This is a genomic window from Nocardia sp. NPDC003183, assembly GCF_053590715.1.
In genome coordinates this window covers 132350-157465 of sequence record NZ_JBSFTG010000003.1, presented here as the reverse complement: position 1 = coordinate 157465, position 25116 = coordinate 132350, and the positions used below count along the sequence as shown (strand labels likewise).

20 protein-coding genes are annotated in these 25116 nt (G+C 66.8%); 11 read left to right on the top strand and 9 right to left on the bottom strand.

Annotated features, from left to right (window positions below):
• Positions 1-166 precede the first annotated feature (166 nt).
• The 3 genes from ACWDXS_RS12605 to ACWDXS_RS12595 form a co-directional block, all read right to left on the bottom strand.
• Positions 167-631, bottom strand: a complete 465-nt coding sequence (locus ACWDXS_RS12605) for a pyridoxamine 5'-phosphate oxidase family protein (protein WP_387443581.1) — start codon at positions 629-631, stop codon at positions 167-169.
• A 275-nt stretch (positions 632-906) separates the two neighbouring features.
• Complete coding sequence (locus ACWDXS_RS12600; protein ID WP_378987558.1) at positions 907-2025, bottom strand: PucR family transcriptional regulator; 1119 nt, start codon at positions 2023-2025, stop codon at positions 907-909.
• 7 nt (positions 2026-2032) lie between these two features.
• Positions 2033-2356 carry a hypothetical protein gene (locus tag ACWDXS_RS12595; protein WP_449965145.1) on the bottom strand — a complete coding sequence of 108 codons (324 nt, stop codon included), beginning with the start codon at positions 2354-2356 and terminating at the stop codon, positions 2033-2035.
• 368 nt (positions 2357-2724) lie between these two features.
• On the opposite strand from ACWDXS_RS12595, the gene ACWDXS_RS12590 reads away from it, so the two are divergent.
• The 6 genes from ACWDXS_RS12590 to ACWDXS_RS12565 are packed head-to-tail and all read left to right on the top strand — an operon-like array spanning position 2725 to position 7715.
• The gene (locus ACWDXS_RS12590) at positions 2725-4497 is read left to right on the top strand and encodes an AMP-binding protein (RefSeq protein WP_449965142.1); all 1773 of its coding nucleotides are present in this window, start codon (positions 2725-2727) and stop codon (positions 4495-4497) included.
• On the top strand, positions 4392-5177 hold the full coding sequence (locus ACWDXS_RS12585) for a ferritin-like domain-containing protein (protein WP_449965139.1): 786 nt from the start codon (positions 4392-4394) through the stop codon (positions 5175-5177). The genes ACWDXS_RS12590 and ACWDXS_RS12585 overlap by 106 nt, the downstream gene beginning before the upstream one ends.
• Before the next feature lie 5 nt (positions 5178-5182).
• Positions 5183-5725 carry a PaaI family thioesterase gene (locus tag ACWDXS_RS12580; RefSeq protein ID WP_378987546.1) on the top strand — a complete coding sequence of 181 codons (543 nt, stop codon included), beginning with the start codon at positions 5183-5185 and terminating at the stop codon, positions 5723-5725.
• The gene (locus ACWDXS_RS12575; RefSeq protein WP_449965136.1) at positions 5722-5985 is read left to right on the top strand and encodes an acyl carrier protein; all 264 of its coding nucleotides are present in this window, start codon (positions 5722-5724) and stop codon (positions 5983-5985) included. The genes ACWDXS_RS12580 and ACWDXS_RS12575 overlap by 4 nt, the downstream gene beginning before the upstream one ends.
• The gene (locus ACWDXS_RS12570; RefSeq protein ID WP_449965133.1) at positions 5982-6815 is read left to right on the top strand and encodes an SAM-dependent methyltransferase; all 834 of its coding nucleotides are present in this window, start codon (positions 5982-5984) and stop codon (positions 6813-6815) included. Before ACWDXS_RS12575 ends, ACWDXS_RS12570 begins: the two co-directional genes overlap by 4 nt.
• A 15-nt stretch (positions 6816-6830) precedes the next feature.
• Positions 6831-7715, top strand: coding sequence for an acyl-ACP desaturase (locus ACWDXS_RS12565; RefSeq protein WP_449965130.1), 885 nt, complete (start codon positions 6831-6833; stop codon positions 7713-7715).
• On the opposite strand, the gene ACWDXS_RS12560 is transcribed toward ACWDXS_RS12565, so the two are convergent.
• From ACWDXS_RS12560 to ACWDXS_RS12550, 3 genes are read right to left on the bottom strand one after another with little or no spacing between them, the layout of a single operon-like run.
• Positions 7687-9018, bottom strand: coding sequence for a cytochrome P450 (locus tag ACWDXS_RS12560; RefSeq protein ID WP_449965127.1), 1332 nt, complete (start codon positions 9016-9018; stop codon positions 7687-7689). The genes ACWDXS_RS12565 and ACWDXS_RS12560 overlap by 29 nt on opposite strands.
• 2 nt (positions 9019-9020) lie before the next feature.
• The gene (locus ACWDXS_RS12555; protein ID WP_378987529.1) at positions 9021-10256 is read right to left on the bottom strand and encodes an aminotransferase class I/II-fold pyridoxal phosphate-dependent enzyme; all 1236 of its coding nucleotides are present in this window, start codon (positions 10254-10256) and stop codon (positions 9021-9023) included.
• Positions 10257-10267: 11 nt separating this feature from the next.
• Positions 10268-11395 (bottom strand): sulfotransferase family protein, encoded by a 1128-nt coding sequence (locus tag ACWDXS_RS12550; protein WP_449965123.1) that lies wholly within the window; start codon positions 11393-11395, stop codon positions 10268-10270.
• A 206-nt stretch (positions 11396-11601) separates the two neighbouring features.
• Here ACWDXS_RS12550 and car point away from each other — a divergent pair, with 206 nt between their 5' ends.
• The gene (gene car, locus ACWDXS_RS12545; RefSeq protein ID WP_449965120.1) at positions 11602-15090 is read left to right on the top strand and encodes a carboxylic acid reductase; all 3489 of its coding nucleotides are present in this window, start codon (positions 11602-11604) and stop codon (positions 15088-15090) included.
• A 154-nt stretch (positions 15091-15244) separates the two neighbouring features.
• Here car and ACWDXS_RS12540 read toward each other — a convergent pair whose 3' ends face one another.
• A complete protein-coding gene (locus ACWDXS_RS12540; RefSeq protein ID WP_449965117.1) occupies positions 15245-16117 on the bottom strand; it encodes a helix-turn-helix transcriptional regulator in 873 nt (290 codons plus the stop codon).
• 336 nt (positions 16118-16453) lie between these two features.
• Here ACWDXS_RS12540 and ACWDXS_RS12535 point away from each other — a divergent pair, with 336 nt between their 5' ends.
• Positions 16454-17311, top strand: coding sequence for an aldo/keto reductase (locus ACWDXS_RS12535; protein ID WP_449965113.1), 858 nt, complete (start codon positions 16454-16456; stop codon positions 17309-17311).
• A 308-nt stretch (positions 17312-17619) separates the two neighbouring features.
• On the opposite strand, the gene ACWDXS_RS12530 is transcribed toward ACWDXS_RS12535, so the two are convergent.
• Both ACWDXS_RS12530 and ACWDXS_RS12525 read right to left on the bottom strand, forming a co-directional pair.
• On the bottom strand, positions 17620-17991 hold the full coding sequence (locus ACWDXS_RS12530; protein WP_378987514.1) for a hypothetical protein: 372 nt from the start codon (positions 17989-17991) through the stop codon (positions 17620-17622).
• 95 nt (positions 17992-18086) lie between these two features.
• Positions 18087-20033 carry a potassium transporter Kup gene (locus ACWDXS_RS12525; protein WP_449965110.1) on the bottom strand — a complete coding sequence of 649 codons (1947 nt, stop codon included), beginning with the start codon at positions 20031-20033 and terminating at the stop codon, positions 18087-18089.
• A 595-nt stretch (positions 20034-20628) separates the two neighbouring features.
• Here ACWDXS_RS12525 and ACWDXS_RS12520 point away from each other — a divergent pair.
• From ACWDXS_RS12520 to ACWDXS_RS12510, 3 genes are read left to right on the top strand one after another with little or no spacing between them, the layout of a single operon-like run.
• On the top strand, positions 20629-20847 hold the full coding sequence (locus ACWDXS_RS12520) for a hypothetical protein (RefSeq protein WP_449965107.1): 219 nt from the start codon (positions 20629-20631) through the stop codon (positions 20845-20847).
• 25 nt (positions 20848-20872) lie between these two features.
• On the top strand, positions 20873-22081 hold the full coding sequence (locus tag ACWDXS_RS12515; protein ID WP_449965104.1) for an alkane 1-monooxygenase: 1209 nt from the start codon (positions 20873-20875) through the stop codon (positions 22079-22081).
• A 60-nt stretch (positions 22082-22141) separates the two neighbouring features.
• The gene (locus ACWDXS_RS12510) at positions 22142-25000 is read left to right on the top strand and encodes a BTAD domain-containing putative transcriptional regulator (RefSeq protein WP_449965101.1); all 2859 of its coding nucleotides are present in this window, start codon (positions 22142-22144) and stop codon (positions 24998-25000) included.
• Positions 25001-25116 lie beyond the last annotated feature (116 nt).

Sequence of the window (25116 nt, the reverse complement as noted above, 5' to 3'; positions counted from 1 at the left end):
GGCGGACGGCAGCTCACGGGGAGGTGGTCGGCGCGTGGTCGGACCAGCCTGACCCATTCGATGGTTCACAGTCAAGTATGACTGTGAAATTTCGCCGGGTCGTCGGCGACCGGCCGCAGTTCATGTCCGCATGACGATGAGAGTGCCGCCGCAGCAAGAGTTTTCCTCACTCCGGAGGAGACCGTCGCACGCCGGACAAGGGTGTCTGCCAAGCTCCGGGGTCGGCAACAGGAAACCGGCGACCGGTCACCAGGGTGGGTACGAGTCGGATGAAGAAGTTCTTCTCCCCGGGCTGCCACGGAGAGAGGGGCAGATCCACGGTGTCCATCAGGTCACCGATCTCACGGATCCCTTCGGCTCGCCCCTTGATCACGACGCTCCAGGCTTCGTGAGACTCAGGGAGGTAACCGTCGACTTCCAGGGCGACGCGCGCATCGGACAATGCGGCGGACACCTTCGTACCTCGCGCGGATCGGAACACAATGGTTCCGTGATCGACCGCGTAGTTGAGGGGGAAGATATCCGGATGGTCATCCACCCACACGGCGAGGCGGCCTATTTCCTCGGTACGGAGTAGCGCCCAGCTTTCGTTGACAGCAAGCTCCTTGACACTCGGGTCGTCGCTTCCCATCTTTTCCCCTTCCTGTCGTGGATATCGGCCTGTCCTCCCAAGCACCTTTCCGTCTGTGTTCGGGCACCTTCGTCGTATTCCTCCAAATCTAAACGCTGTGTCCCTGCGGAACCGTCATTTGTCCTGATCCTTTCTGACAGCACTAACCTCGCTGCTTGCGAACCGCGCCCATAACGGCAGTGCCGACACGGTGTGTGCGGGTCGCCGCCCGTCCGCAGCCGGGGCCGAGGTTGGGAAGCGCTGCCCTGGGTCTGTCAGGCAGATCGCGAAGCCGATTACCGGACGACCGTGTCGGACTGGTCCGCCGACTGGTAGTCGCGCACGATCAGTGCGGACTGAAGCAACCAAATGAGCTTTGGATCATGGGCACTGAGCCCCACGAGGTCGTAGATACGCCGGAGCCTGTAGTCGACGGTGTTCATATGGATATGGGTTTCACGTGAGGTGAGTCGGCGATTGAGACCGTTGCCGAGATGTGCGCGCAGCGTGCTGATCAGGTCCGGAAACTCGGCAACCGGATCGAGAAACGATGCGAGACGATCCCGCCCAGGCCCTGGCCGAGTCAGTTGGTACTCGACTGCGAGGTCTCCGATCTCGTACATGCCCGGCGGGCGATGGAGTCTTGTCGCCACATCCAAGAGTTCGTGCGCCTCCTCGGCGGCCGAGGGAATCCGATCTCGGTCGGCGGCGATCCCCACCACGGTGAGTGCGGTCAGTCCGACCGTGCCGCGGATCTTCGCGGTGGGAAATGATTCCGGCACCAGAATCGTCGCGCCGAACCGGGACTCCAAACCCGGCACCGGCTGCCCGAAGCTTGTCGACAGCATCGCCCGGAAGTCGCGCGGTGATACCGCGTCGCGCGCGGACCGATCCGCGGCCACCGCGAGCACGGTGTACCGCTTGTCGGGTGGCGCCCCGTGCTCACGGGTAGCTCTCGTCGTATGTCGGCCCCTGAGTAGAGTGCGCGCCACATACCCACCGCGATCGCCGCTGGGCGGTGCGACCTCCAGATAGATCGTCGATATCGTGGCGGTCACCGAGCTCAACGCATCCATCAGTCGGCGCACTTCGTCGAAGGGCGCGCAGCGGGCTTCGAGATCGTCCATGTGTAGCCGGAACCCTGCGTGAACATGGTGCTGCACAGTGTCGATCGGGACGCCGATGCTCGCCCACCGCGCAACAACCGGACGAAGACGCGGCGTCCCGAGGCCGCGGTGTGTCCGGGCTGTGTCGGACACCAGTACCAGACAGTCGGCAACGATGGCGCTGATCTCCTCGCGCAGAACGTTTCCTCGTCGGCTGCGACGCGGGATGGTTTCGAGGATCTTGTGCGCGATCCGGTCGGTCGCCGGCGAGAGTTGCGCGGGCGACCCGAGTTCGGTGTGGCTGGTCATCGGGGGCTCACAGTGTTTCGCCCCCACCGATCAACCACGGGTTGAACGTGCGGTTCAGGGCCGGGTGGCCGATGGGATCGACGGCGCTGAGGGAGGGGTTGGTGACTTCGTCGTGGCGCGATGCCACCGCGGTGTAGTCGACGCCGGGAACGGTGTCGCCCTTCAGATCAGGGTGTGGCTTCAGTCCATCGGCGATCGCGTCGGCGAGCGACTGCGAGTCCGAGGTCACGCCGGGCTCCGCGCCGGCAGATGTCGCTCCGAGTCCGTGCTCGACGGCAACCCCCACGATGAGCGCTGCGGCCACGGCGGACCGGCGCATGTGCTGCTTCATTGCAAGCATTTCCTACAAGTCCAATCTGATCGACCGCGCACCACGGATACCGGTGACTGGGACCACAATCGAGCAATCATGTGATGTAGGTCGCTGCGCAGCGGCGGCAAGCAAAGTCTGTACCCATCGGTATGTGCCGTCACTGCACTGAGGTCCAGAGTCGACAGAGGTGACCTTGTCCTCGGCGCCAAACCCTGATCAGCCGTCGTCCTGTCGACTGCTCCGGGCCCGGAACCCGAATTCCCTTTTCAGGCGAGTTATTAGGGAAATTCGCGTTATTGTTATTGTCGGAGCGGACTGTGTTATCGCAGCCCTGCATTTAACTGATCGTTCAGGGTTCGGCTACCCGGGGCCTTTGTCATACAGCAATGACATCGTCCATTCCGGGCCTGACGCTGCACCAGCGGCTGGCCGAGGTCGCGACCGCGCACCCGCAGGTTCGCACCACGTTCTGGTCATTGTCGCAGTCGACGCTCACCTATGCCGAACTCCGGGAACGGTCCGTTGCAGCCGCTACTGCGCTGGTCGCGCGCGGCGTCGCGCGCGGCGAGCCGGTCGGCCTGCTGTGCCCGAACGCGCCGGAGTTCCTCATCGGCCTGTTCGCGACCACGACCGCGGGCGGTGCGGCCACCCCGTTGCCGCTGCCCGCCGGGGCCCGCCAATTAGCTTCCTACCCAGCGCGTTTGGCGGGAATTGCCGACGCCGCCGGCATGCGGACCATCTTGGTGTCGCCGCAGTTCGCCGCCATCGCCGAACCATTGCGGGCGGCCATGGATATCGAATTCCTCGATACCGCAACCCTGTTCGCCGAACCGGCGGCGACGGGGCTGCCCCGGGTCGATCCGGACGATGTCGCGGTCGTGCAGTTCACCTCGGGAAGCACCGCCGCACCGAAGGGCGTGCGTCTCACCCACCGGCAGGTGCTGGCCGGGCTTGCTGCCATCCGCACCGGGATCGACCTGGGTCCGGCTGACCAGGGCGGGTTCTGGCTGCCGCTGTTCCACGATATGGGCTTGATCGGCACGCTGTCGGCGATCCTGCGCGGAATCCCGTCGCATCTGTGGTCGCCGACGGCGTTCGTCAAGGACCCCGAGCGTTGGTTGCGCGAGTTCTCCGCCAGCGGGTCGACCATCTCCGCGATGCCGAACTTCGGCTACGAGGCCCTGCTGGCCGCCGTGCCGCCGGACCGCGCGGCCGATTACGACCTGCGACACTGGCGGATCGCCTTCAACGGGGCGGAACCCATTGCCCACAACGTGGTGCGAGAGTTCTGCGCGCGTTTCCGGCCGGCCGGATTCGACCCAGCGGCCATGTTCGCGGTCTACGGGATGGCCGAGGCCACCCTCGCGGTCACCTTCCCGCCGCTCGGCCGCGAGCCCGTCTTCGACTGGGTCGACCGCGTGACGCTGTCGGATTCCGCTAGGGCACAGCGGGTTTCCCCCGAAGCCGAGGGGGCCCGTGCGATCGCGGGCGTCGGCACGGCGGTCGCAGGCCTGCGGCTGCGCGTGGTCGATCCCGACTCGCGCATGACCGTGCCCGACGGTGAGGTCGGCGAGATCCTCATTCGCGGCGAGTCGGTGACCGACGGTTATCTCACCGCCGATCCCGAGGCCGCCGCCGAGCTGTTCAGCGAGGGCTGGTTGCGGACCGGCGATCTGGGCTACCAGCGCGACGGCGAGCTGTATGTGACCGGCCGCAGCAAGGACATGATCACCGTGCGCGGGGTCAACTACTACGCGCACGACGTCGAGGCTGTCGTGCGCGATCTCGACGGCGTCTACAAGGGCCGCTGCACCGCCGCAGCCGACCCCGACGGCGGCGACACCATTGCGGTCATCGCCGAAACCGAACTCGCAGACAGCGCCGGCGACGAGCTCACCGCCGCCATAACCGGACGGATCACCGCCCGGCTCGGGCTGGCCGCTGTGCGGGTGTATCTGGTCGCGCCGCGCAGCATCCCCCGAACCAGCAGCGGCAAACTGCGGCGGCTGGCCGCCAGGGAACTGATCGCCACCGAAACAGATTCGGAGCAACCATGCACAGCTACGACGTCTTCCGCCACTACGAGCGCCAGCACTGGCGGCTGGCCGACCTCGACCTCGACACCATCGACCCCGCACTGGTCCGGCCCGAGTACGTGACTCTCGCCAAGAGCGCGACGATGGGCGAATCCAATGTCATCGCCGCCGTGCACGGATTCCTCAACGAATTCGACGACTACGACTTCTCCACCTTCGCCGTGGTGTGGGGATACCAGGAGGTGCAGCACCACTACGCCTTCCGGGCGTGGCTGGCCGCGGTCGGCGAGAGCGTCGACGACACGGCGGTCGGGGCGATGCGTCAGCCGTACGCGCCGGGCACGACGCCGTCGGCGACTCTGGCCACCAACATCATCTCCGAGCTCACCGTCAACCACGTCTACCGCGCGGTGTCGCAGTGGGTGGGGGAGCCGGTACTCAAGGGGCTGCTGTTGAACGCGAGCCGCGACGAGGCAGGCCACGCTCGGGAATTCATCCACTACACCACCCAGCGTCTCACCCAGAGCCCCGAGGAGTTGCCGTCGGTGCTGGAAACGCTGTACGTCTACAGTTCCGAGGCCAAGATCAAGCATCCGGTGAGTACTTTCAAATCCGGCCTCACCGAACTCGGCGAGCACGAGACCATCGACACCGGCTTCGAGCTGTTCTTGGAACAGATCGCCGCTGAAGGCGAGCTCGAGGTACTGCACGACAAGGTTCGGCGCACGTTCGCCGGCATCACCGGACTCGACCTGTCCACCAACGCCCGGGTGCGGCGCGCCCTGGCCGACGCGATCGCCTGAGCCGGATGCGCGTCCCTGAGCCTGCCCGCGCGGCCACCCCCGACCTCGCGGTCCGGCTGCCCTGGGAGGCGGTGCCGGACTACCACTGCTTCGGCTGCTCGCCGCACAACCCGGCGGGTCTCGGGCTGCGCTTCACCGCCCACCCCGGCGGTCTGCGAGCCGGATTCCGGCCGACTCGGTCCTTCGAGTCGTATCCCGGTGTCCTGCACGGTGGCCTGGTCGGCGTGATCTGCGACGAGGTGATGGCCAACGTGATCATGTTCGAGCGTGGGATGCCGGCCTTCACCGTCTCGATGCGCACCCGCTACCTGACGCCGCTGCGGGTCGACCACGACTACCACTGCACCGCGACCATCTCCCGCACGGACTCCGCCGTCATCACGGCGAGCGCGGAGATCCACGACGTGGACGACGAGCTCTGCGCGTCCGCTTCGGCCACCTACCGGCCGTTCGCCCTGGGCGAGGTCCGCCACCTGCTCACCCTTGACGACGCCGACGTCGCTCGGCTCGAGCACGCCATGTCAACCCAGAACGGAGTTCATCCATGAGCACCCCTGCCGTCGCCGACATCCTGCGCACTGTCACCGAGATAGCCACCGCCGAGATCGGCGTGCCCGCCGCCGAATTGGGGTCCGACATCGACCTGCGCGGTGTGGCAGGCGTCGACTCGGTCCGCGTGCTGCGCATGGTGGCCCGCATCGAGCGCGTCTACGACATCGAGCTCGACGACCAGGACGTGTTCGGCATGTCCACTCTCGCCGACGTGGCGGCCGTGGTGCACACGGCGTTGGCGGAGGTGCCCGCGTGACCGAGGTCGCCGACACCAACCAGCATTACGATCTCGATCCCGAGGTCTTCGGCGAATTCCTCGACCCGCTACGCAAATACAGCTCCGGCCGGTACTTGACCGATACCGACACCCTCGAACAGGCACAGCGGCACAAGTTGCGTTTCGTCGCGGGGCGGCTTCGGCTCTCGGGCGGTGAGCGGGTGCTCGATGCCGGCTGCGGTTGGGGGTCGCTGGTCCTGTTCATGGCCGAGGAATTCGCCTGTCAGACGGTCGGCGTCAGCCCCGCGCCGCGCCAGCACGAATACATCGCCGGTCAGGCCGCTGCCCGCGGCCTGACCGACCGTGTGCGGACCCACGTCGCGCACTTCGAGCAGCTGGAACTGCCCGCTCGCACATTCGACGCGGTGACGATGCTCGGGTCGATCGTGCACATGCCCGACCTGGACGCCGCGTTCACCCGCGCCCGGCGCACGCTGCGACGCGGGGGCATGCTCTACGTGTCGGAGAGCTGCTTTCGCAGCGCCCGGGCGCGAACCGCGTTCGACGATCGAACCGGCACCCGGTTCATCCGCTCCGACATCTTCGGATTCGGCGAGCTGCGCCCGCTGTCCGAGCTGGTGGCCGGTGCCGAGAACGCCGGATTCGCCATCGACTCGATCGACGATCTCACCGACGACTACCGCCGCACCATCGACGACTGGATCGCCAACGTGGACGCGGCCGCCGAGCGGATCGACACGCACAGGCCAGGACTGGCGGCCCAGCTGCGGCGGTATCTGGAAATCGCCAACGCCGGCTGGGGTTACACCACCAAGCACTACGCCCTGACCTGCCGCAATGCCCGCTGACCGCGAGGAGCCCCCATGTCCGAGAAGCGTATGCCCGAGCACCTTTCGACCGAACACCCGCGCGTCGGAGCCGAGATGATCCCGGCCGGCGATATCGCCGCCGCCGTCGACGGATTCTTCGCCGCCTCCCCGGCCGCGCGCGCCTGGGACGTGGAAACCGGCTTCGACTGGGCCCGTGCCGACGCGGGCCGACTCACCGAGGGCCAGCGATCGGCCGTGCAGTTCATCACCTATATCGAGGATCACCTGCCCGGCTACTTCGACGTCTATCACCGGTACTTCCCCGTGGACGACTCGGTCGACGCCGCGACCTTCGTCCACAATCGCGAGCTGTATCACTTCACCGTGCGCTGGGCGGCAGAGGAGGACACCCACGCGCGGGCGCTCGCGCGCTATCAGGAGGCCGCCGGGATGGCCGACCGCGCGGGGCTGCGTACCGATCTCGCGGTCGAGGGTCGCAAGCCGTTCGACCTGCCCTACCGGCATCCGGTGCAGTTCTTCGCCTACGCGCTGGTGCAGGAGAAGGCGACCCAGATCTACTACCAGCAGCTACGCGATGTGGTCGCCGATCCGGTCCTCGGCGCCGTGCTGACTCGCCTTTCCCGTGACGAGGCCCGGCATTTCACCTTCATGGCCGATGTCGTGAGCCGGTACCTGCGGGTGCACGGCGACGCGGTGGTCGACCCGATCCGTGAGGTCATCGAGGGATTCCGAATGCCGTTGGCCGACACCATGCGTGGCTACTGGCGCTGGGCCCTGCGCATCGCCGACGTCGCCGACTACGACCACACCGCCGCTTACGCGCACCTGGTGAAGGTGGTCGACCGCGCGGTCGACGTGCGCTCGGACCGGCTCGACGAACTGGTCGGATTCATCGAACAGTGCCGCTCGCTCGACTGAACTGTCGCCGGCGCAAGGCCACCCGGCCGCCTTTCCCCGGCATGTAGGCGATGCCGCGATCGCGCATTCGCTCCCCGGCCGCGGTTGTCGGCAAGAGCTCGAAATCCCGGAGCAGGCTACGGAGGACGACCTTCATCTCGGTATCGGCGAAGTCGGAACCGACACAGCGGCGATTCCCGCCACCGTAGGGAAGCCATGACATGAGGTCGGGTCGGCTTCCGCGAAATCGGTCGGGTTCGAAGACCTCAGGGTCGGGATAGACCGCTTCGTCGCCGTGGATGAGGGCCATCGAGACGATGACCCGATGGCCGCGCGGGATCACCCACTCACCCAACTCCAAGCTCTGCGCCTTCACCTGCCGGGAAACCGTGCCGATCACCGGTCGAACGCGCTGCACCTCCCAGATCGTCCGCTGGAGCACCTCGTCTCTTCCGGCGTCCAGGTCGGTTACCAGCCGGGCCAGCGCGGCCGGGTGCCGGCGCAGGCGTTCCAGCGTCCAGGCCAGGGTGTTGGCGGAGGTCTCGTTGCCGGCGGTGAGCAAGGTCGCCAACTCGTCGGCGATGTCACTGTGCGACATGGGTTCTGCGTCTTCGTAGTGGTTGCGCAGCAGCAGCGCGAGGATGTCCTCGCGGTCGGGCAGACACGGATCAGCGAGTGCGCGGCTGATCAGCTTCGCGATCAGCGCGTCGTATTCGGCGCGGTGCTCATCGAGTCGAGTCCGTGCGGAGCGACCACGACCGAACCCGATCCCACGGCCGGTCGCCAACCGCGAGCCGACGTCGCCGAGGGCCGGCATCAGCCGGCGCAATGCGGCGAGCTCCTCGCCCTCCGCGCCGAACACCGCGCGCAGAATGATGTTGAGGGTGATGCGTACGGTCGCGGGCAGGATCGGGAATTCGGTGTTCTCCGACCACGTCGCCGCCTCGGCGGCATACTCCCGTTCGATGAGCGCCTCGTACTCGCGCATCCGTTTGCCGTGAAAGAGCGGGGACAGCAGCCGGCGACGTCGACGGTGGGGATCGTCGTCGAGACTGAACACCGATCCGGGGCCGAGCAACGCACCGAGGTTGGGTTCGGCCTTCCCTGCGACCGAGGGACCGGCCGTGAACACCTGACGGGCCAGCGCCGGGTCGCCGACGAAGACCGACGGTCCGATCACCGGCAGATCCAGCGTGAACACCGGGCCGAACCGGCGGCGTGAGCGCCGCATCATCCGGCGGCGACCGCTGAGGTAGAGAAATCCCTGGACCGAGCGGGGTAGTCGGGAACCCGGCGGCAGTGAGATCGCCGGTGCGGCGGTCATGATCAGAACCTGTACTTCGCTCGGAGTTCGGCGAGGGTGTCGATGAACCCGTCGAGCTGCTCGTCGGAGATTCGGTTGTTCATCAGTAGGCGGATCACCGCGCGGTCTTTCGGCACCGCCGGGTAGCCGAACATCGGCACCAGGTAGCCGCGGTCGATGAACTCCTGTCGCACACGCACAGCGGTGTCGTTCGCGCCCACCAGGATCGAGGTCACGTACGTGGGTGTCGGGTTGATCGTGCAGCCGATCTGGAGCAGCCGCTCCCGCAACCGGTCGACCCGGTCGAGATAGTTCTCCATGATCGACGGATCACGGCGCATCCGGCGCAGCACGTGCACGATGGCGCCGACGGTCGGCGGCTGAATGTTGGTAGTGAAAACTGTTGTGCCGGAGAGGAACCGGAACGCATCCAAGGCGTCGGCCGGTCCGGCGAGCGCGCCGCCGCTGAGCCCGACGCCCTTGCCGAAGGACACCATCAGGAAGGTTGCCCGGCGCAGCGCCGCGTACTCGGCGGCGAACCGGTGACCGCCGTTGCCGTAGACCATGAACCCGTTGGCGTCGTCGACGAAGCTGATCGCGCCGAACTCCTCGCACAGATCGAGGATCTCGGCGACCGGGGCGAGCGACCCGTCGGCGGAGTACACGGCCTCGAATCCGACGATGATCTTGCGTCCCGCCAGCTGCTCCAGCTCGCGTCGAAGACTGGCGGTGTCATTGTGGTCGAACATGATCAGGTTGCGGCCGAACTTGAATCGTTCGGCGGCCTTCCACATGCTCCAGTGGCATTCCCGGTCCAGCACGAGCACGGTGTCGGTGTTGTCGACGCCGTGGTTGTTGTTGAACGAGAACCGGGAACTCATCGCGTTCACGAAACCGAGATTGGCCAGCATTCCGGTGGCGAAGGTGAGCGCCCGCTCCTTGCCGGTGATCTCGGCGACGAGCGTCTCCAGCTCGAGGTGCGGCCGGGAGACGCCTTGGATGATCCGCGAGCCACCGACGACAAGGCCGTAGTCCGTCGCTGTCTCGGCGAAGACCTCGCGCACCTGCGGGTCGTGCTGCCAGCCCAGGATACCGATGCCGGAGAAGTTGACCAGCTTGTTGCCGTCGATGCTCACGACCGCGTCGTTGCTGCCGTCGAGCTCGGGCAGCGTGATGAATTCGCCGCTCCCGCGAGCGCTTTCGAGCCAGGTGGAGAACCCCCAGCGATCCAATACCGAGACCGAGGACTGCGTCGCCATGGTCGTTCCCCTCAGATCAGCGTGCTGAGTCGGGCGTCGACCTCGTCGGCGGTGATGCCGTAGTCGGTCAGGTCGTAGGTGTGCGAGCGAAGGCGGTCGTCCTCGGCGACCACCGCGAGCATCGCGGTGCGGACCTCGTCGGTGATCTCGCGTCCGAGTCGCCGGTAGATGTCGGTGACGACGGCCAGCGGGTCGGCCGTGAACTCGTCGAACTCGACGTCGTGGAAAAGGGCTTGGTCGTATTCGGCCCGGTCCGTGGCGTAGCGCTCGAGCGAGCGAACGGCGAACTCGAGCAGGATGGGGCCGATCGCCTCGTCCTGGAAGCCGGCCGACCGGCCCGCGACCATCTTGTTCACCATGCTGCACGCCGAGCCGAGCACCACGCTGGCGGGCCGACGATGGGTCTGGATCACCAGCGCGTCCGGGAACGTGGCCAGCAGCGCGTCCAGGCAGACGAGATGGCTCGACGACTTGAGCACCCAGCGTTTGCCTGCGTCGGGCAGCCCGATCAATTGCAGGTTGCGACGGTACCGCTGGTAGGTCTCGGTGAAATCCTGCTCAGCCAGCCACGCGGAATACGACGGCAGGTTCCCGGTGAACTCGAAATACGCCGAGAGCATCGACTGCCGGGTCAACAGCCAGCATTCCTCGACCTCGTCGGCTCTTCGGTTGTGAATGCCCAGGTAGCCGGGAACCTGTTCGACGAATCCGTCGATGCCCTTCTGCACCATCTGGAAGACCGGGTCGGCCGCCCAGTCCGCGCGCGCCGGCCGGGGCTGTGGCGCATAGCCGAGCCACATTTGCAGGCCCTGGTGCGCTGGGTCGGCGGTCAGCATCCGGTGCAGAGTCGTCGTCCCGGTGCGCGGCATGCCAACGATGAACACCGGCCGCTCGATCGCGACCTCGGCGTATTCGGGCCGCGCCGCCCACTGGGCCTGACTGATCAGGCGGGACGCGAGGATGCCGGTCAGCTCGCCCTGAACCGCCTGGATACCCTGCGGGCTCAGATCGGCCTCCTCCTGATAGGAGGACAGGAGCACCCCGAGCCCTTCCCGGTACTCCGACGGACCGAAGTCGGTGAGCCCGGTGAGACCGGCGGCCGCCGCCTCCAGTTCCTCCACTGCTCCGAGTTCATTCACGTCAAATCCTTTGATTCGTCCTCTATTGATTCGAAACCTTAAGGAAGAGAGCCGATCTCGTGTGGTCCGGTCGCGTAAACGAATCGGTCGATAGGAAAGCGATTTATCGACTTTCACCACCGAATGTGCATCAGTTGATCGCCGTATAGTCCCAATCCCGGGGTCGCGTGTGCGAACACGGAAATTGCTTACGGAGGCTGGCAGTGGTGACGGTTTCGCGCTCGGAGACCAGCGATCTCGACGCTCGGCGCGCACGCCGTATCGCCGAGTTACACGCCGCCGACCGACAGTTCCGCGATACCGTGCCGAATGCCGCAGTCACCGCGGCGATCCGGAAGCCGGGGCTGTCGCTGGGGCGGATCGTGGCCACGATCATGGAGGGCTACGCGGATCGGCCCGCCGTTGGAGAACGCGCGCGGGAGACGAGCATCGATCCGGCGACCGGCCGTACGACGCTTCGCCTGCTGCCGTCCTTCGAGACCATCAGCTATGGCGAACTGTGGTCGCGGGCGGGCGCTGTGGCAACCGAATGGCACCACCATCCCGGGTCGCCGTTGCGCGCGGGCGAGTTCGTCGCCGTCGTCGGTTTCACCAGTACCGACTACACCACCATCGAGCTGGGCTGTGTCCGGCTCGGCGCGGTGTCGGTGCCGTTACCGGCCGGCGCCGCCGCTGACCAGCTGACGCCTCTCATCGCCGAGACCGGGCCACGCGTGCTGGCCACCAGCCTCGAACAGCTGACCACTGCCGTCGAGTGCGCACTGGCGAGCACGTCGGTGCGACGCCTGCTGGTCTTCGACTATCAGGCGGCCGTCGATGAGCACCGCGAGCTGGTCGAGGCAGCGTGCCGACGCCTGGCCGACAGCCCGATCGCGCTCGACACACTGGCCGACGTGCTCGCGCGCGGAGCGACCCTGCCGCCGATACCACTGTTCGAGGCCGATCCGGCGAGTGACCGACTGGCCATGCTCATCTACACATCGGGCAGCACCGGGGTACCCAAGGGCGCCATGTACACCGACCGCATGGTCGTTCCGGCGTGGCGCGGGTTCTGGCCGGGGACAGATGAACTGCCGATTATCGGCGTGCACTGCCTGCCCATGAGTCACGTGTCGGGACGGGCCGCGTTCTCCGGCACCCTCGCGGCAGGTGGCATTGGATACTTCACAGCGACGAGCGACCTGTCCACGCTGTTCGAGGACATCGCCCTGGTCCAGCCGACGACACTGCGGCTGGTTCCGCGCGTCTGCGACATGCTGTTCCAGCGGTACCACAGCGAACTGGACCGATACGCGAGCGGCGACCGTGTCGCGGCCGCGGCGCGGGTGCGCGAGGAACTACGTGAACGGTTCCTCGGCGGCCGCGTGGTGTGGGCCGGCACCGGGTCGGCGCCGATGTCGCCGGAGATGGCCGCCTTCGTCGAATCCTGTCTCGACCTTCCGCTGCAGGACGGCTTCGGCTCGACCGAAGCGGGTCGAATCATGGTCAACGGGAAGGTGTGCCGACCGCCGGTGCGCGACTACAAGCTGGTCGACGTGCCCGAACTGGGCTATTCGCGTACCGACTCGCCGTATCCGCGCGGGGAGTTGCTGGTCAAGACCGATGCCATCATTCCCGGGTACTACAAGCGTCCGGAGGCCACCGCGGAGATCTTCGACCGCGACGGCTATTACAGGACCGGCGACATCATGGCCGAGATCGGGCCGGACGAGCTGGTCTACCTCGATCGCCGCACGAACGTGCTCAAGCTGTCCAACGGCGAGTTCGTGGCCATCGCCCGGTTGGAGGCGCTGTTCGTCACCAGCCCGCTGGTCGGGCAGATCTTCGTGTACGGCAACAGCGAGCGCGCCTATCCGCTCGCGGTCGTGGTGCCGACCTCGGCGGCGCTCGACCGCGTCGGCGCGGCCGTAGCGGACCTGAAACCGCTGATCGGCGAATCGTTGCGGGAAGTGGCGAAGAACGCGGACCTGCCGCGCTACGAGATCCCGCGCGACTTCCTGATCGAGACCGAGCCGTTCAGCACGGCGAACGGCCTGCTCTCCGACGTCCGTAAACCATTGCGCCCCAAGATGAAAGACCACTACGGCGAGCGCCTGGAGCAGATGTACACCGAGCTGGCGGAACGGGAGACCGGTGAGCTGAGCGCACTGCGTCGCGGCGGCCGGAACCAGCCGGTGGCCGACGCCGTCCTGCGGGCCGCTCAGGCGTTGCTGGGTGGTGAGAGCGGCGAATTGCTCGGCGAGGAGCGTTTCACCGACCTGGGCGGCGACTCCCTGTCGGCGCTGTCCTTGGCCGGCCTGCTCGGGGAGATCTTCGATATCGAGGTGCCGGTGAGCGTCGTCCTCAACCCCGCGAACAACCTTCGACAACTGGCGCGACACATCGAGACGGTTGTGGCCGGCGGGCCGCGACAGCCGACGTTCGCGGCAGTGCACGGCACCGGCAGCACCCGAGTCCGGGCCAGTGACCTCACATTGGACAAGTTCATCGACACCGCGACCCTCGACGCGGCACGGGCCCTACCGCCACCGAGCGGCGCGACGAACACCGTGCTGCTCACCGGCGCGAACGGCTACCTGGGCCGGTTCTTGTGCCTGGAGTTGCTGACGCGCACGAGCGGCACAGTGATCTGTCTGGTCCGTGGCGAAACGGCCGCCACCGCACGCCTGCGGCTCGCTGCGGCCTTCGATCGGGGCGACCCCGACCTGGTCCGCCGCTTCAACGATCTGGCCGCAGGCCGTCTCGAGGTCCTCGCGGGCGATGTCAGCGCACCCGGCCTCGGCCTGGACGAGCCGACATGGCACCGGCTGGCCGGCACCGTCGACTCGATCGTCCACCCGGCCGCACTGGTCAACCACGTTCTGCCGTATCCGGAGCTGTTCGGCCCCAACGTCATCGGCACCGCCGAGCTGATCCGGATGGCACTCACCGCGCGGATCAAACGAGTCAGCCACGTCTCGACCATGGGGGTGGTCGCCACGGGAACAGTGTCCGCCGACGAGGACGCCGATATCCGGCTCGCCAGCCCGGTTCGCGAACTCGACGGGACCTACGCCAACGGCTACTCGACGAGCAAATGGGCGAGCGAGGTGCTCCTGCGTGCGGCACACGAACGGTGCGGTCTGCCGGTTTCGGTGTTCCGGTCGGACATGATCCTCGCGCACAGCAGATACTCGGGGCAGCTGAACGTGCCCGATGTCTTCACCCGCCTGCTGCTCAGCCTGATCTTCACCGGTATCGCGCCGCGATCGTTCTATCCGACCGAAGACGCAGGACGCACCCACCACGGTGGCCTTCCCGTCGACTTCACCGCCGCGGCCATCGCCGCACTCAGTGAGCACACCGTGACGGGCTATCGCACCTACAACGTCCTCGATCCGCGCAGCGTCTCACTCGACGTGGTCGTCGACTGGCTCATCGATGCCGGTCACCCCATCGCGCGAATCGATGACTACGACGAGTGGTTCACCCGCTTCGAAACCGCTGTCCGCGCCATGCCGGAGAGCCGGCGACGACACTCACTGCTGCCGCTGCTCCAGGCGTTCGGCAACACTCGCGAAACCCTCGTCCGCCCCGAATTCCCCACCGACCGCTTCCGTGCCGCCGTTCAGTCCGCCGAAATCGACATTCCCCACATGTCAGCCGCGCTCATCCGCAAGTACAGCACCGATTTCAGTCGACTGGATCTGATCTGAGCTGTCGCCGGTCGTGCCATCGCGGGACGACCCCAGCGTTCTCGAGCGCCGCACCTGCGGAGTCGCGGTTAGGGCCGAGGTCGCCGCCGAACAGGCCGGTCTCGATGCGATCTAGGATCACCACTCGTAATCGACCAGCTGGCCACTTCGGTGACTACGTCGAATCCTGGCTCGTGTTGGTGGCGGCGAGGCTGCCGAGCAGTTTCACGCGTTCTTCGGTGGGGGAGCCGGGTTCGGTGGTGAATCCGAACATGGTCCAGCCCGGGGTGTCGGGCAGTTCCATTGCTTCGTAGGCGAATTCGAGGTCGCCGACGTCGGGGTGATGGATTCGTTTGATGCCGGTGCGGTGGAAGCGGACGTTGTGGGCCGACCAGCGGTGGCGGAAGGCGTCGCTGCGGGTGACGAGTTCGCCGATGAGGTCGGTGAGTCCTTTGTCGAGGGGGTTCTGCGTGGCGTAAGTGCGCAGGGTGGCCACGATGTCGTCGGCGCCGCGTTCCCATTCCGGATAGTACAGGCGGGCGGCGGGGTTGAGGAAGACGAAGCGGGCATTGTTGGCTTCGTTGGAGGGGTCGGTCAGCAGCGGGGACAGCAGTTCGCGAGCAAGGGCGTTGCCGGCGATGTAGTCCATGCGCCGGTTGCGGACCCAGGTGGGCGTGCCGGTGATGGGGTCGAGGAACCGTTGCAGGGTCGGACGCACGGTTTGGTCGGAGGTGCGTTTGGGTCGTCGGGTGGTGGCGGGGGCCGGTTTGGCGGCGCGGGTGAGGTCTTGGAGGTGCTGGGTTTCGGCGTCGTCGAGTTGCAGCGCCCGGGCAAGGGCGTGGACGATCTCGTCGGAGACGCCGGTGAGGTTGCCGCGTTCCATGCGCGCGTAGTAGTCGACGCTGATCCCGGCCAGCAGGGCGACTTCTTCCCGGCGCAGCCCGGGCACGCGGCGATGCCCGGTGCTGGTGGGTAGGCCGGCTCGAGCAGGGGTGATGCGGGCTCGCCGGGTCCGCAGGAACTCACGCACCTCGCTCTGGTTGTTCATGACGTCCACGGTAAACCGCAGGTCGGTCGGGAAGCAGTGACTGCCAGTACACGGAACAGCGGTCACTTCCAGCCATGGTCGGGTCGGCGTGCAATGGGTGCATGACCGACACGATCCTCACCGGCCTGCCCGCTCGCGGTCGGGCTCGGGTTCGGCCAGGCCGGCGGGGCGTGTCAGCGCCGCCTACCCGGGTGGGGCGGCAATGCTGGCGGTGGCGCTGATCTCCGTCGTGGTGCTCGTCCGTCCCGCCGAACACGCGCGTACCCGCACTGTTGCCGCGCACCCCAGCTGATCCAGCTGTTCGACCCTGTTTCCTCCATCGAAAGGAGTACTGCTGTGCAGACTGTGACCCTCAACAACGGTGTCGAGATGCCGATCCTGGGTTTCGGGGTCTTCCAGATCCCCGATGCCGATACCGAAAAAGTTGTCACCGAGGCGATCGCCACCGGCTACCGGCTGCTCGACACCGCTGTCAGCTACGGCAACGAAGAAGCCGTCGGCGCCGCGATCGCCGCGTCCAGCGTGGCGCGGGAGGATCTGTTCGTCACCACGAAACTGTGGATCCAGGACTCGCGTGACGGGTCTGCGGAGGACGCGACGAAACGCTCCTTCGAGGACTCGCTGAATCGCCTGGGCTTGGACTATCTGGACCTGTATCTGATCCACCAGCCCTTCGGCGACTACTACGGCGAATGGCGCGCCATGACCGACCTGTACCGCCAGGGCCTGATCCGCGCGATCGGGGTGGCCAACTTCTACCCCGACCGGCTCGTCGACCTCATCGAGCACAACGAGATCACCCCCGCGGTGAATCAGATCGAGACCCACCCGTTCTTCCAGCGCGCCGAATACCAGACCGAGATGGCCGAGCTCGGTGTGCAGATCCAGTCGTGGGGGCCGTTCGCCGAGGGCCGCAACAACCTGTTCACCGACCCGACCCTGACCGCGATCGCCGACGCGCACGGCAAGTCCGTGGGCCAGGTGGTGCTGCGCTGGCTCACCGAACGCGGCGTCATCGCGATCCCGAAATCGGTGCGCCCCGAACGCATGGCCGAGAACTTCGACAGCCTCGACTTCACCCTCACCGACGCCGAGATGACCGCGATCGCCGGCCTCGACACCGGAGAGTCCCTGTTCTTCGACCACCGTGATCCCGAGGCCGTGCGCCGCCTGTCCGGCCGCAGCCACAACTGACCCGCACTGCCCGCGCTCACGCATGACGGGCGTGGGCAGGCCCTGATCGACGAGGAGTACTACGACGCCACCGCGATCACCGACAACATCGACGCCCTGTTCGACGGGATCTTGTTCACTCACTTCCCAGGGCGGCGGCCCCGACCGGCAGACCGCGATCAAGAACCCCGGTGTGCAGGGCATTGTCGCGTTCGAACCCGGCAGCGGGTTCGTCGTCCCCGAAGGTGAAGCACCACAACCGATCCCGATCCCGATATGTGGCTGCCGGCGAAGGTCGATCGGGGCGGCGCGGGGCCGACCGGTCCAGATCACTCGGATGCGTGACCCGACTTCGTGTCCGGATCGACCTTGTCCGCGCGCTCCCATTCCTTGTCCAGGTCGGCTCGCGAATCCGCGGCATCATCGCGATGCACATGTGCCTGCTGGGCAAGCTGCTCGGCCTGTGCGGACTTGGCCTCGGCTTCGGCCTTGGCGGCGCGGCTGCGGGCGGCGATCTCGTCGGCCCGCGCCTCTCGCTGACCGACCTCGAACTCCTGTTCCGTCGCGCGGGCACGGATATCCTCGGCCTCTGCCCGCTGGTGTGCACGCTGTTTACGCATCAACATCAAGGCGCCGGCCACGAGCGCGACAACAACAACGACCGCGACGACGATGATCACAATCACACTGGTGGTACTCATCGTTCTGCTCCTCGCACCCCCCTCGATTCTAACGCCACCGACAGTCCCGAATTCGGGTCGGTGAAGCGTCCGTCTCGCGGCCGATGATCAGAGATTCAGACGTCGATGTGGGAGCCCATGATGACGGTGCGGTCGCGGGGCAGGCCGAAGTAGTCGGCGGCGTCGGCGGTGATGTGGGAGGTCGCGATGAACAGTCGTTTGCGCCACGTCGCCATGGTCGGCTGGTCACCGCGGCGGAGTTCGATCTTGGAGACGAAGTAGGAGGCGCGATCGAGGTCGAGCCTTCCCTCTGTCGCCGTGGCATCGAGATGCCGCAACGCCGCGGGGATATCGGGACGTTCGGCGTAGCCGTAGCGGGCGGTGACGTGAATGATGCCGTCGTCGCCGTGGCCGAGTGGGTCGACGGTGAGCCGTTCCGCGAACGGGACACGGGGCACCGGGTCGGTGGCGATGCTCACGATCGCGACGTGCTGGTGGCGGACGTGGTTGTTCTCGACATTGGCGCGCATCGCCAGCGGAGTAGTTTTCTTGCCCCGATTGAGGAAGATCGCCGTGCCGGGAACCTCGAAGATCCTCGGTCGCCCTTCGCCGAGTTCGTCGACGAATTCCTGCAGTGGGCCTTCACGCTGTTCGCGCGCTGCGGTGACGATGTCGCGACCGCGTTCCCAGGTGGTCATGACCGTGAACGCGATGACGCCGATCAGCAACGGTAGCCACGCACCGTGCACGATTTTGGTGAGGTTCGCACCGAGGAACAGCAGATCGATACCGAGCAGCGGCACCGCACCGAGCGCGAGCAGCCAGTACGGGGTACGCCATCGGGCGCGGGCTACATAGAAGAACAGCAGCGTGGTGATGGTGATGGTGCCCGTGACCGCCATCCCGAACGCGTAGGCGAGGGCGTGGGAGCTGCGGAACGCGAAGACCAAGGTCAGCACCGAAACCATGAGCAGCCAGTTGATCCACGGGACATAGATCTGACCGATGGTGGATTCGGAGGTGTGCACGATCCGCAGTCGCGGCAGGTAGCCGAGCTGAGCGGCTTGGGAGGCGACGGAGAACGCGCCGGTGATCACGGCCTGAGCAGCGATCACCGTCGCGGCGGTGGCCAGCAGCACCATCGGGAGCCGACCCCAGCCCGGGACGAGCAGGAAGAACGGGCTGGTGATGTTGGCCGGGTCGGACAGGATCAGCGCGCCCTGGCCCATGTAGCTGAGCATGCATGCCGGGAACACCAGAAGCAGCCAGCCTCGGGCGATCGGGCGACGCCCGAAGTGACCCATGTCGGCGTAGAGGGCTTCGGCGCCGGTCACCGCGAGGACCACGGCGGCAAGCGCGAAGAACGCGATGTGGAAGTGGCCGAACAGGAATCCCAGCGCGTAGGTCGGTGAGATCGCCTTCAAGATTTCCGGGTTGTCGCTGATGCCCGCGATCCCGGCCACCCCGATCGCGGTGAACCACGCGATCATCACCGGCCCGAATACGCGCCCGACGACCGCGGTTCCCTTGCGCTGCACCAGGAACAGGACCACGATGATCACCGCGGTGATCGGGATGATGAACTCCTCGAGCGACGGCTCGACGATCTTCAATCCTTCGACAGCCGAGAGCACCGAGATCGCCGGGGTGATCATCGAGTCGCCGAAGAACAACGAAGCACCGAAGATCCCCAGTGCCGCAAGGAAAGTCGCCGTCCGCTTGCCGCCCGGCGCGCTCCAGCGCCGCAGCAGCGTGATGAGCGCCATGATGCCGCCCTCGCCGTCGTTGTCGGCGCGCATCGCGAGCGTCACATAGGTGATCGTCACGATCACCGTGACCGACCAGAAGATCAGCGAGACGATCCCGAACACGTTGTCCTGGCTCACCGGCACCGGGTGCGGGTCGGCCGGATTGAACACCGTCTGCAGGGTGTAGATCGGGCTGGTGCCGATATCGCCGAACACCACGCCCAGTGCCGCGACGATCGCGGCAAGGCGCACGACCTCGCGACCTGTCCCCTGTCCGGGCGGGGTCGAGGTGGCGTGGGTGGGTGTTTCGGTCACAGGTTGTCCTTCCGTGGCGAGCACCCGATGGATGGCGCTGACGTGACGATATCGCCTGTGGTCGCGATCGGATGGTGCGAGGCATGGCCGACCTCTACGAGACCAACCCCGACTTCCACCAGACCTTCGGCAGCCCGGCGGCCGCGGAGTTCGCCGCGAACGCCCTGCGCATCCACGTGCGGCACCTGGCTTGACGGCGTGATCGGCTGCCCGAGCGCGCGCTGCGGCCCGGCCGGCCAACTGTCGACATGAGGCACGCTCTTATCGAGGACAGCTGTCATCTAGGAAGGATTCATAGATCAACGCTATATAAGTTACGAACTATGGCGCGCCTGCCGTGGATGCGGAGTGCTTCGGTGTATTCATCCAGAAATAGGATTTTTGGGATGAAATACCAGCTCATCGCCAATGTAGATACCTGGGATCTCCTGCGCTGAACCCTGTGTGTACGGTCTATCCCAGTCAGCAGCGGAGTGCGACACGTCACAGGGGAGGTTCAGTGTTGAGGAGGCGGGTATGCGGGCGACCGGCAGCTCTGTCAGGAGCGGTCGTCGCGGTCGGCGCCGGGCTGGTATCGGCGCCGGTAGCATCGTCGGTGCCGACCGCTGAGGTAGCCGTCGGCGACTTCTACAGCACGCCGCCCGATGTGGCGGCGGGGGCGGTCATCCGGACGGAGCCCGCGCATCTGGCCCTGTCAGCGCCGGGGCAGCCGGAAATGATCCCCGCATCGGCGGCGTTGGAGGGGTCGCAGAGGTGGATGACCGACAGGCTCGCGGGTCAGCCCGCACCGACGAACTGCGCGAGGCTGCCGTGACCCCAAATCTTCGATGAGGATGTCGATGCGGGTGCCGCGGCCGCGGCACCTGCTCGAGCGGTACTTGGTGCCGACGGCGGATCCGAAGCGATATCTCTGGGCATTCGGATTGGTGGCGCCGGTTTGCGCGTTGCTGCCCTCACAGCTGGTGATGCGTACCGGACTGGCGATCTTCTGGTGGATCGAACCGATTGTCGTGCTGTTCGTGATTCCGGTGCTGGATCGCCTTGTCGGTGAAGACGGCCACAATCCCAGCGACGAGGATTACGAAGAACTCGGTGCCAACCGCTACTACCGGTGGTGTACCTACCTGTTCCTTCCGGTACAGGTCGCTGCCCTGGTGATCGCGTGCTACCTGTGGACCGATTCGCAACTTCGATTCGTCGACAAGCTGGGATTGGCTGTGACAGTCGGTTTCTTGGCGGGGATCGGTATCAACGCCGCGCACGAGCTCGGTCACCGGGTCGAGCGGCTCGAGCGGTGGCTGGCGAAGGCGGCGCTGGCGCAATCCGGGTACGGGCATTTCTACGTCGAGCACAATCGGGGCCACCATGCTCGGGTCGCCACGCCGCAGGACCCGGCCAGCGCGCGGTTCGGTGAGTCGTTGTGGAAATTCTTGCCCCGCAGCGTGATCGGGGGGTTCCGGTCATCGCTCGAACTGGAGCGGGACCGGCTGCGACGCCAGCAACGTTCGTGGTGGTGCCCGCGCAACAATATTCTGCAGTCGTGGGCGATGACGGTGGTGCTGTTCGGCGGGCTCGTCGCGACGTTCGGGTCCGGTGTCCTGCCCTATCTCGTCGTTCAGGCGGTGATAGGCGTCTGGCTGCTCGAGACGGTGAACTATGTCGAGCACTACGGCCTGCTGCGAAGTCGATTGCCCAACGGTCGCTGGGCGCGCTGCTCGCCGGCCGACAGCTGGAACTCCGACCGCCTTGTCACCAACATCTTCCTGTTCCACCTGCAGCGGCACAGCGATCATCACACCAATCCCGGGCGCCGGTATCAGACCCTGCGCAGCGCGTCCGAGGCACCGCAGCTGCCCGCGGGCTATGCCACCATGATCGTCGTCGCATCGGTGCCGGTGCTGTGGCGGCGCACAATGGATCATCGCGTCCTGGCGCACTACGACGGGGACCGCACTCGCGTCAATACGATGCCCGGCCGAGTTCGGCGTGCAGGTCGCGGCTCGAGGCGATCGCGAGGAAAGCTGGGCAGTCGTCTCGCGGGGCGATAAAAGTGCGATGAACGGCGTTGTCACCGAGTCGGCGAGGCCGTTGCTGATTAGGCTCTGCTGGTGCTGTTCGTTCGGGTGCTGGGCCCGATCGCTGTCGAGGTGGACGGCCGGCCCGTCGACCTGGGCGGCCCGGTGCCGCGCCGATTCCTGGCAGCGCTGTCACTGACGGTGGGAACCCCGGTATCGGACGGTGTGCTCACCGAACTGGTGTGGGGCGAGGATCGTCCGCGGCAGGCGGCCGCGACCCTGCGAGTCCTTGCCTCGCGGCTGCGTTCGGCGTTGGGGCCGTCGGCCCGAGAGTGCCTGCAGCGCAGCGCGTTCGGCTATGCGCTGACGGTGCATTCGGAATGGACCGATCATGGCCGGTTCGCCGACATGATCACCGATGGGGTGCGTGTGCTCGCGGCTGGGGACGCCGGGTCGGCCGCGCGGTTGTTCGAGAATGCGCTCGTGCTGTGGCGAGGGGATCCGTGGCCGGAGTTGGATCAAGCGCCGGACCTGCCCGCCGAGCGGGCCCGGTTGACGGAGCTGCGTGCGACAGCGGTCGAGGAACTGCAGGCGGCTCGATTGGCGTGTGGTGAGACCGCGATGGCGGTGGCCGATCTGAGCGAGGCGGTGTCGGCGGCGCCGTTTCGGGAGCGGCGCTGGGAACTGTTGGCACTCGGCCTCTACCGCAGCGGACGTCAGGCCCAGGCATTGGCCGAAATCCGGCGGGTGCGTGAACTTCTCGTCGAGGAGCTCGGAGTGGATCCCGGGCCGGCGCTGCGCACTCTCGAGCAGCGAATGCTCGACCACGACCCCGGGCTGTTGCTCGTGGAATCCCCGCGACCGCGCGAGATGCGCACGGAGACCTCGCTCCGTACGCCACAGCGACCGATCGGGCGCGTGTTGTCGTCGTTTGTGGGTCGTGATCGCGAACTGAGCCTGCTGTCCGTATTGCTTGCCGAGCGGCGCATGGTCAGCCTGGTGGGTCCGGCCGGAGTCGGCAAGACCAGACTCGCCGTCGAATACTGTGCCGGGGGAGCGGATTCGGCGGATCGCTGGATCGTACGGCTCGGCGATGTCCACCACGGTGACAGTGTCGTGACCGCCATCGCGACCGCGCTGGGTCTGGTCCGGATCAGCGGCGATCCCTTGGACCCGGTGCGGCGTGCCCTGACCCTGCGACCGGGGCAGTTGGTACTCGACAACTGTGAGCATCTGATCGAGCCCGTGGCCGAGGTGACCATGCTGCTGCTCGCCGCCTCTCCGGACCTGCGGATTCTGGCGACCAGCCGGCAGCCGCTCGGGATCGACGGCGAACAGGTACTGGTCGTCGAACCCCTGCCCGTGTTCGGCGCAGCCGGCGGCGACGGTGCCGCGGTGCAGCTGCTGATCGAGCGGGTGCGCGCTGGTCGGCCCGGCTGGCAACCGACTGACAGCGACCGGGAAACCGGACGCGCAATATGCACGAGCCTGGACGGGTTGCCGCTGGCGATCGAGCTGGCGGCGGCCCGGGAACGCGCGTTCGGCCTGCACGATATCGCCGCTCACTTGCGCGACCGGCTCGACGTGCTAGGAACCACGCCACGCGGGTCACTGTCGCGGCATGCGAGCCTGGAGGCCGCAATCGGCTGGAGCGTCGACCATCTCACCCCCGCTGATCGCGCAATGTTGTTGCGGCTGTGGCCGTTCGAAGGCGGGTTCACCTGGCAGGGTGCTGAAGCCGTGCGACCCGTGGGAACTGACGCCGGTGTGCTCGCCACCCTGGCATCGCTGCTCGACCGCTCGGTGATCGCCGCCGACGTCACCTCCGGGGGGACACGCTATCGGCTGCTCGAGACCATCCGCCGCTACTGCCGCGACACCGACCCTGACCCACCTGCCACCCGCGCCGCACACGCCGCCTGGGCCCGCGGATTCGTCGCCGACCAGGCCGCGCTGCTGACCGGGCACCGTGCCGGCGCGGCCTACCGTTCGCTCGCCGCCGAACTGCCCAATATCCGCGCGGGAATCGACTACGACCTCGCACACCATCCCGTGCACGCGCTCCGAAGCGCGGCGGCGCTGCAATTCGCATGGCCGGTCCTCGGCGTGCTGGTCGACGGCCGCGATGTCATCCGGACCGCGCTCGACACCGCCGCCGACGCCGGCACCGAGGATCGCGCGCGCGGACTGCTGGCCTTGTCGATTGTGTCGTTCCATGCTGGTGACGCCCGCGAGGCGCTGGGGCGGGCGGAGGCAGCCATGGAACTACTCGCCGACCCCGAGCCCGACCGAGACCTGTGGCTGCACGCGCTGATGTTCCGTGCGCTCGCGCTCACCGCGCTCGGCGATCGGGCCTCGACCCGGAGCGCGATCGACCGGCTGATCGCCGAAGTCGACCGGCTCCCGACAGCGGACTGGATCCGTGGCTGCGCACAGTTCGGGCAGGGCATCGCACTACTGCTGGAGGGCAATCTCGCCGACGCGATCGGCTGGTTGGCCTCGGCGCGGGAACTCAGCGCCGAATGCGGTCACCTGTGGTGCCAAGGCATGGCCGACGTGGTGCTCGCCTGTTCGTTGCTCACTCCGGCCGCGGACGCCGACACGGCCGCGTCGGCCCTGACCGCCATCGACCGCGCGCTGCGCGCGTTCGGCGAGCAATCGAATATTTCCGACGCGCTGGGTGCGGTCTACATTGCCGCCTACACGCTGATGGCGCTGTCGTCGCCCGAGTCCGCTGTCGGGCTGCGGGCGGCAGCGATTCAGCATTCCGAGCGGATCGGGGCTGATCCGCGGCGCTACACACAATTCGCCCACCCCGTAGTGCTGGATCGGATGGAACGGCTGCTGCCCGCCGGTGAACAACGCGCGGCCGAGCAGCTGGGCAGGCAGATGAGCTGGACGGCCATGGTCGCTCTGGTCCGTGACTCGGTCGAGGGCATCTCAGCAGACTGAGAGGCCGATGTTCGGCGGCTTCGTCGGCGCGCGAGTCTCGACGGTCGTTGTAGCGGTATTGAAACACCTGCGCGCGATCGTTGCGACGAGCCGGCACATACCGGCGTCCGTGCCAA

Bases quoted from the DNA above. Each gene is read 5' to 3' on its own strand.
- ACWDXS_RS12605 (WP_387443581.1), bottom strand. From the start codon at position 631: ATGGGAAGCGACGACCCGAGTGTCAAGGAGCTTGCTGTCAACGAAAGC.
- ACWDXS_RS12600 (WP_378987558.1), bottom strand. From the start codon at position 2,025: ATGACCAGCCACACCGAACTCGGGTCGCCCGCGCAACTCTCGCCGGCG.
- ACWDXS_RS12595 (WP_449965145.1), bottom strand. From the start codon at position 2,356: ATGAAGCAGCACATGCGCCGGTCCGCCGTGGCCGCAGCGCTCATCGTG.
- ACWDXS_RS12590 (WP_449965142.1), top strand. From the start codon at position 2,725: ATGACATCGTCCATTCCGGGCCTGACGCTGCACCAGCGGCTGGCCGAG.
- ACWDXS_RS12585 (WP_449965139.1), top strand. From the start codon at position 4,392: ATGCACAGCTACGACGTCTTCCGCCACTACGAGCGCCAGCACTGGCGG.
- ACWDXS_RS12580 (WP_378987546.1), top strand. From the start codon at position 5,183: ATGCGCGTCCCTGAGCCTGCCCGCGCGGCCACCCCCGACCTCGCGGTC.
- ACWDXS_RS12575 (WP_449965136.1), top strand. From the start codon at position 5,722: ATGAGCACCCCTGCCGTCGCCGACATCCTGCGCACTGTCACCGAGATA.
- ACWDXS_RS12565 (WP_449965130.1), top strand. From the start codon at position 6,831: ATGTCCGAGAAGCGTATGCCCGAGCACCTTTCGACCGAACACCCGCGC.
- ACWDXS_RS12560 (WP_449965127.1), bottom strand. From the start codon at position 9,018: ATGACCGCCGCACCGGCGATCTCACTGCCGCCGGGTTCCCGACTACCC.
- ACWDXS_RS12555 (WP_378987529.1), bottom strand. From the start codon at position 10,256: ATGGCGACGCAGTCCTCGGTCTCGGTATTGGATCGCTGGGGGTTCTCC.
- ACWDXS_RS12540 (WP_449965117.1), bottom strand. From the start codon at position 16,117: ATGAACAACCAGAGCGAGGTGCGTGAGTTCCTGCGGACCCGGCGAGCC.
- ACWDXS_RS12530 (WP_378987514.1), bottom strand. From the start codon at position 17,991: ATGAGTACCACCAGTGTGATTGTGATCATCGTCGTCGCGGTCGTTGTT.
- ACWDXS_RS12515 (WP_449965104.1), top strand. From the start codon at position 20,873: ATGCGGGTGCCGCGGCCGCGGCACCTGCTCGAGCGGTACTTGGTGCCG.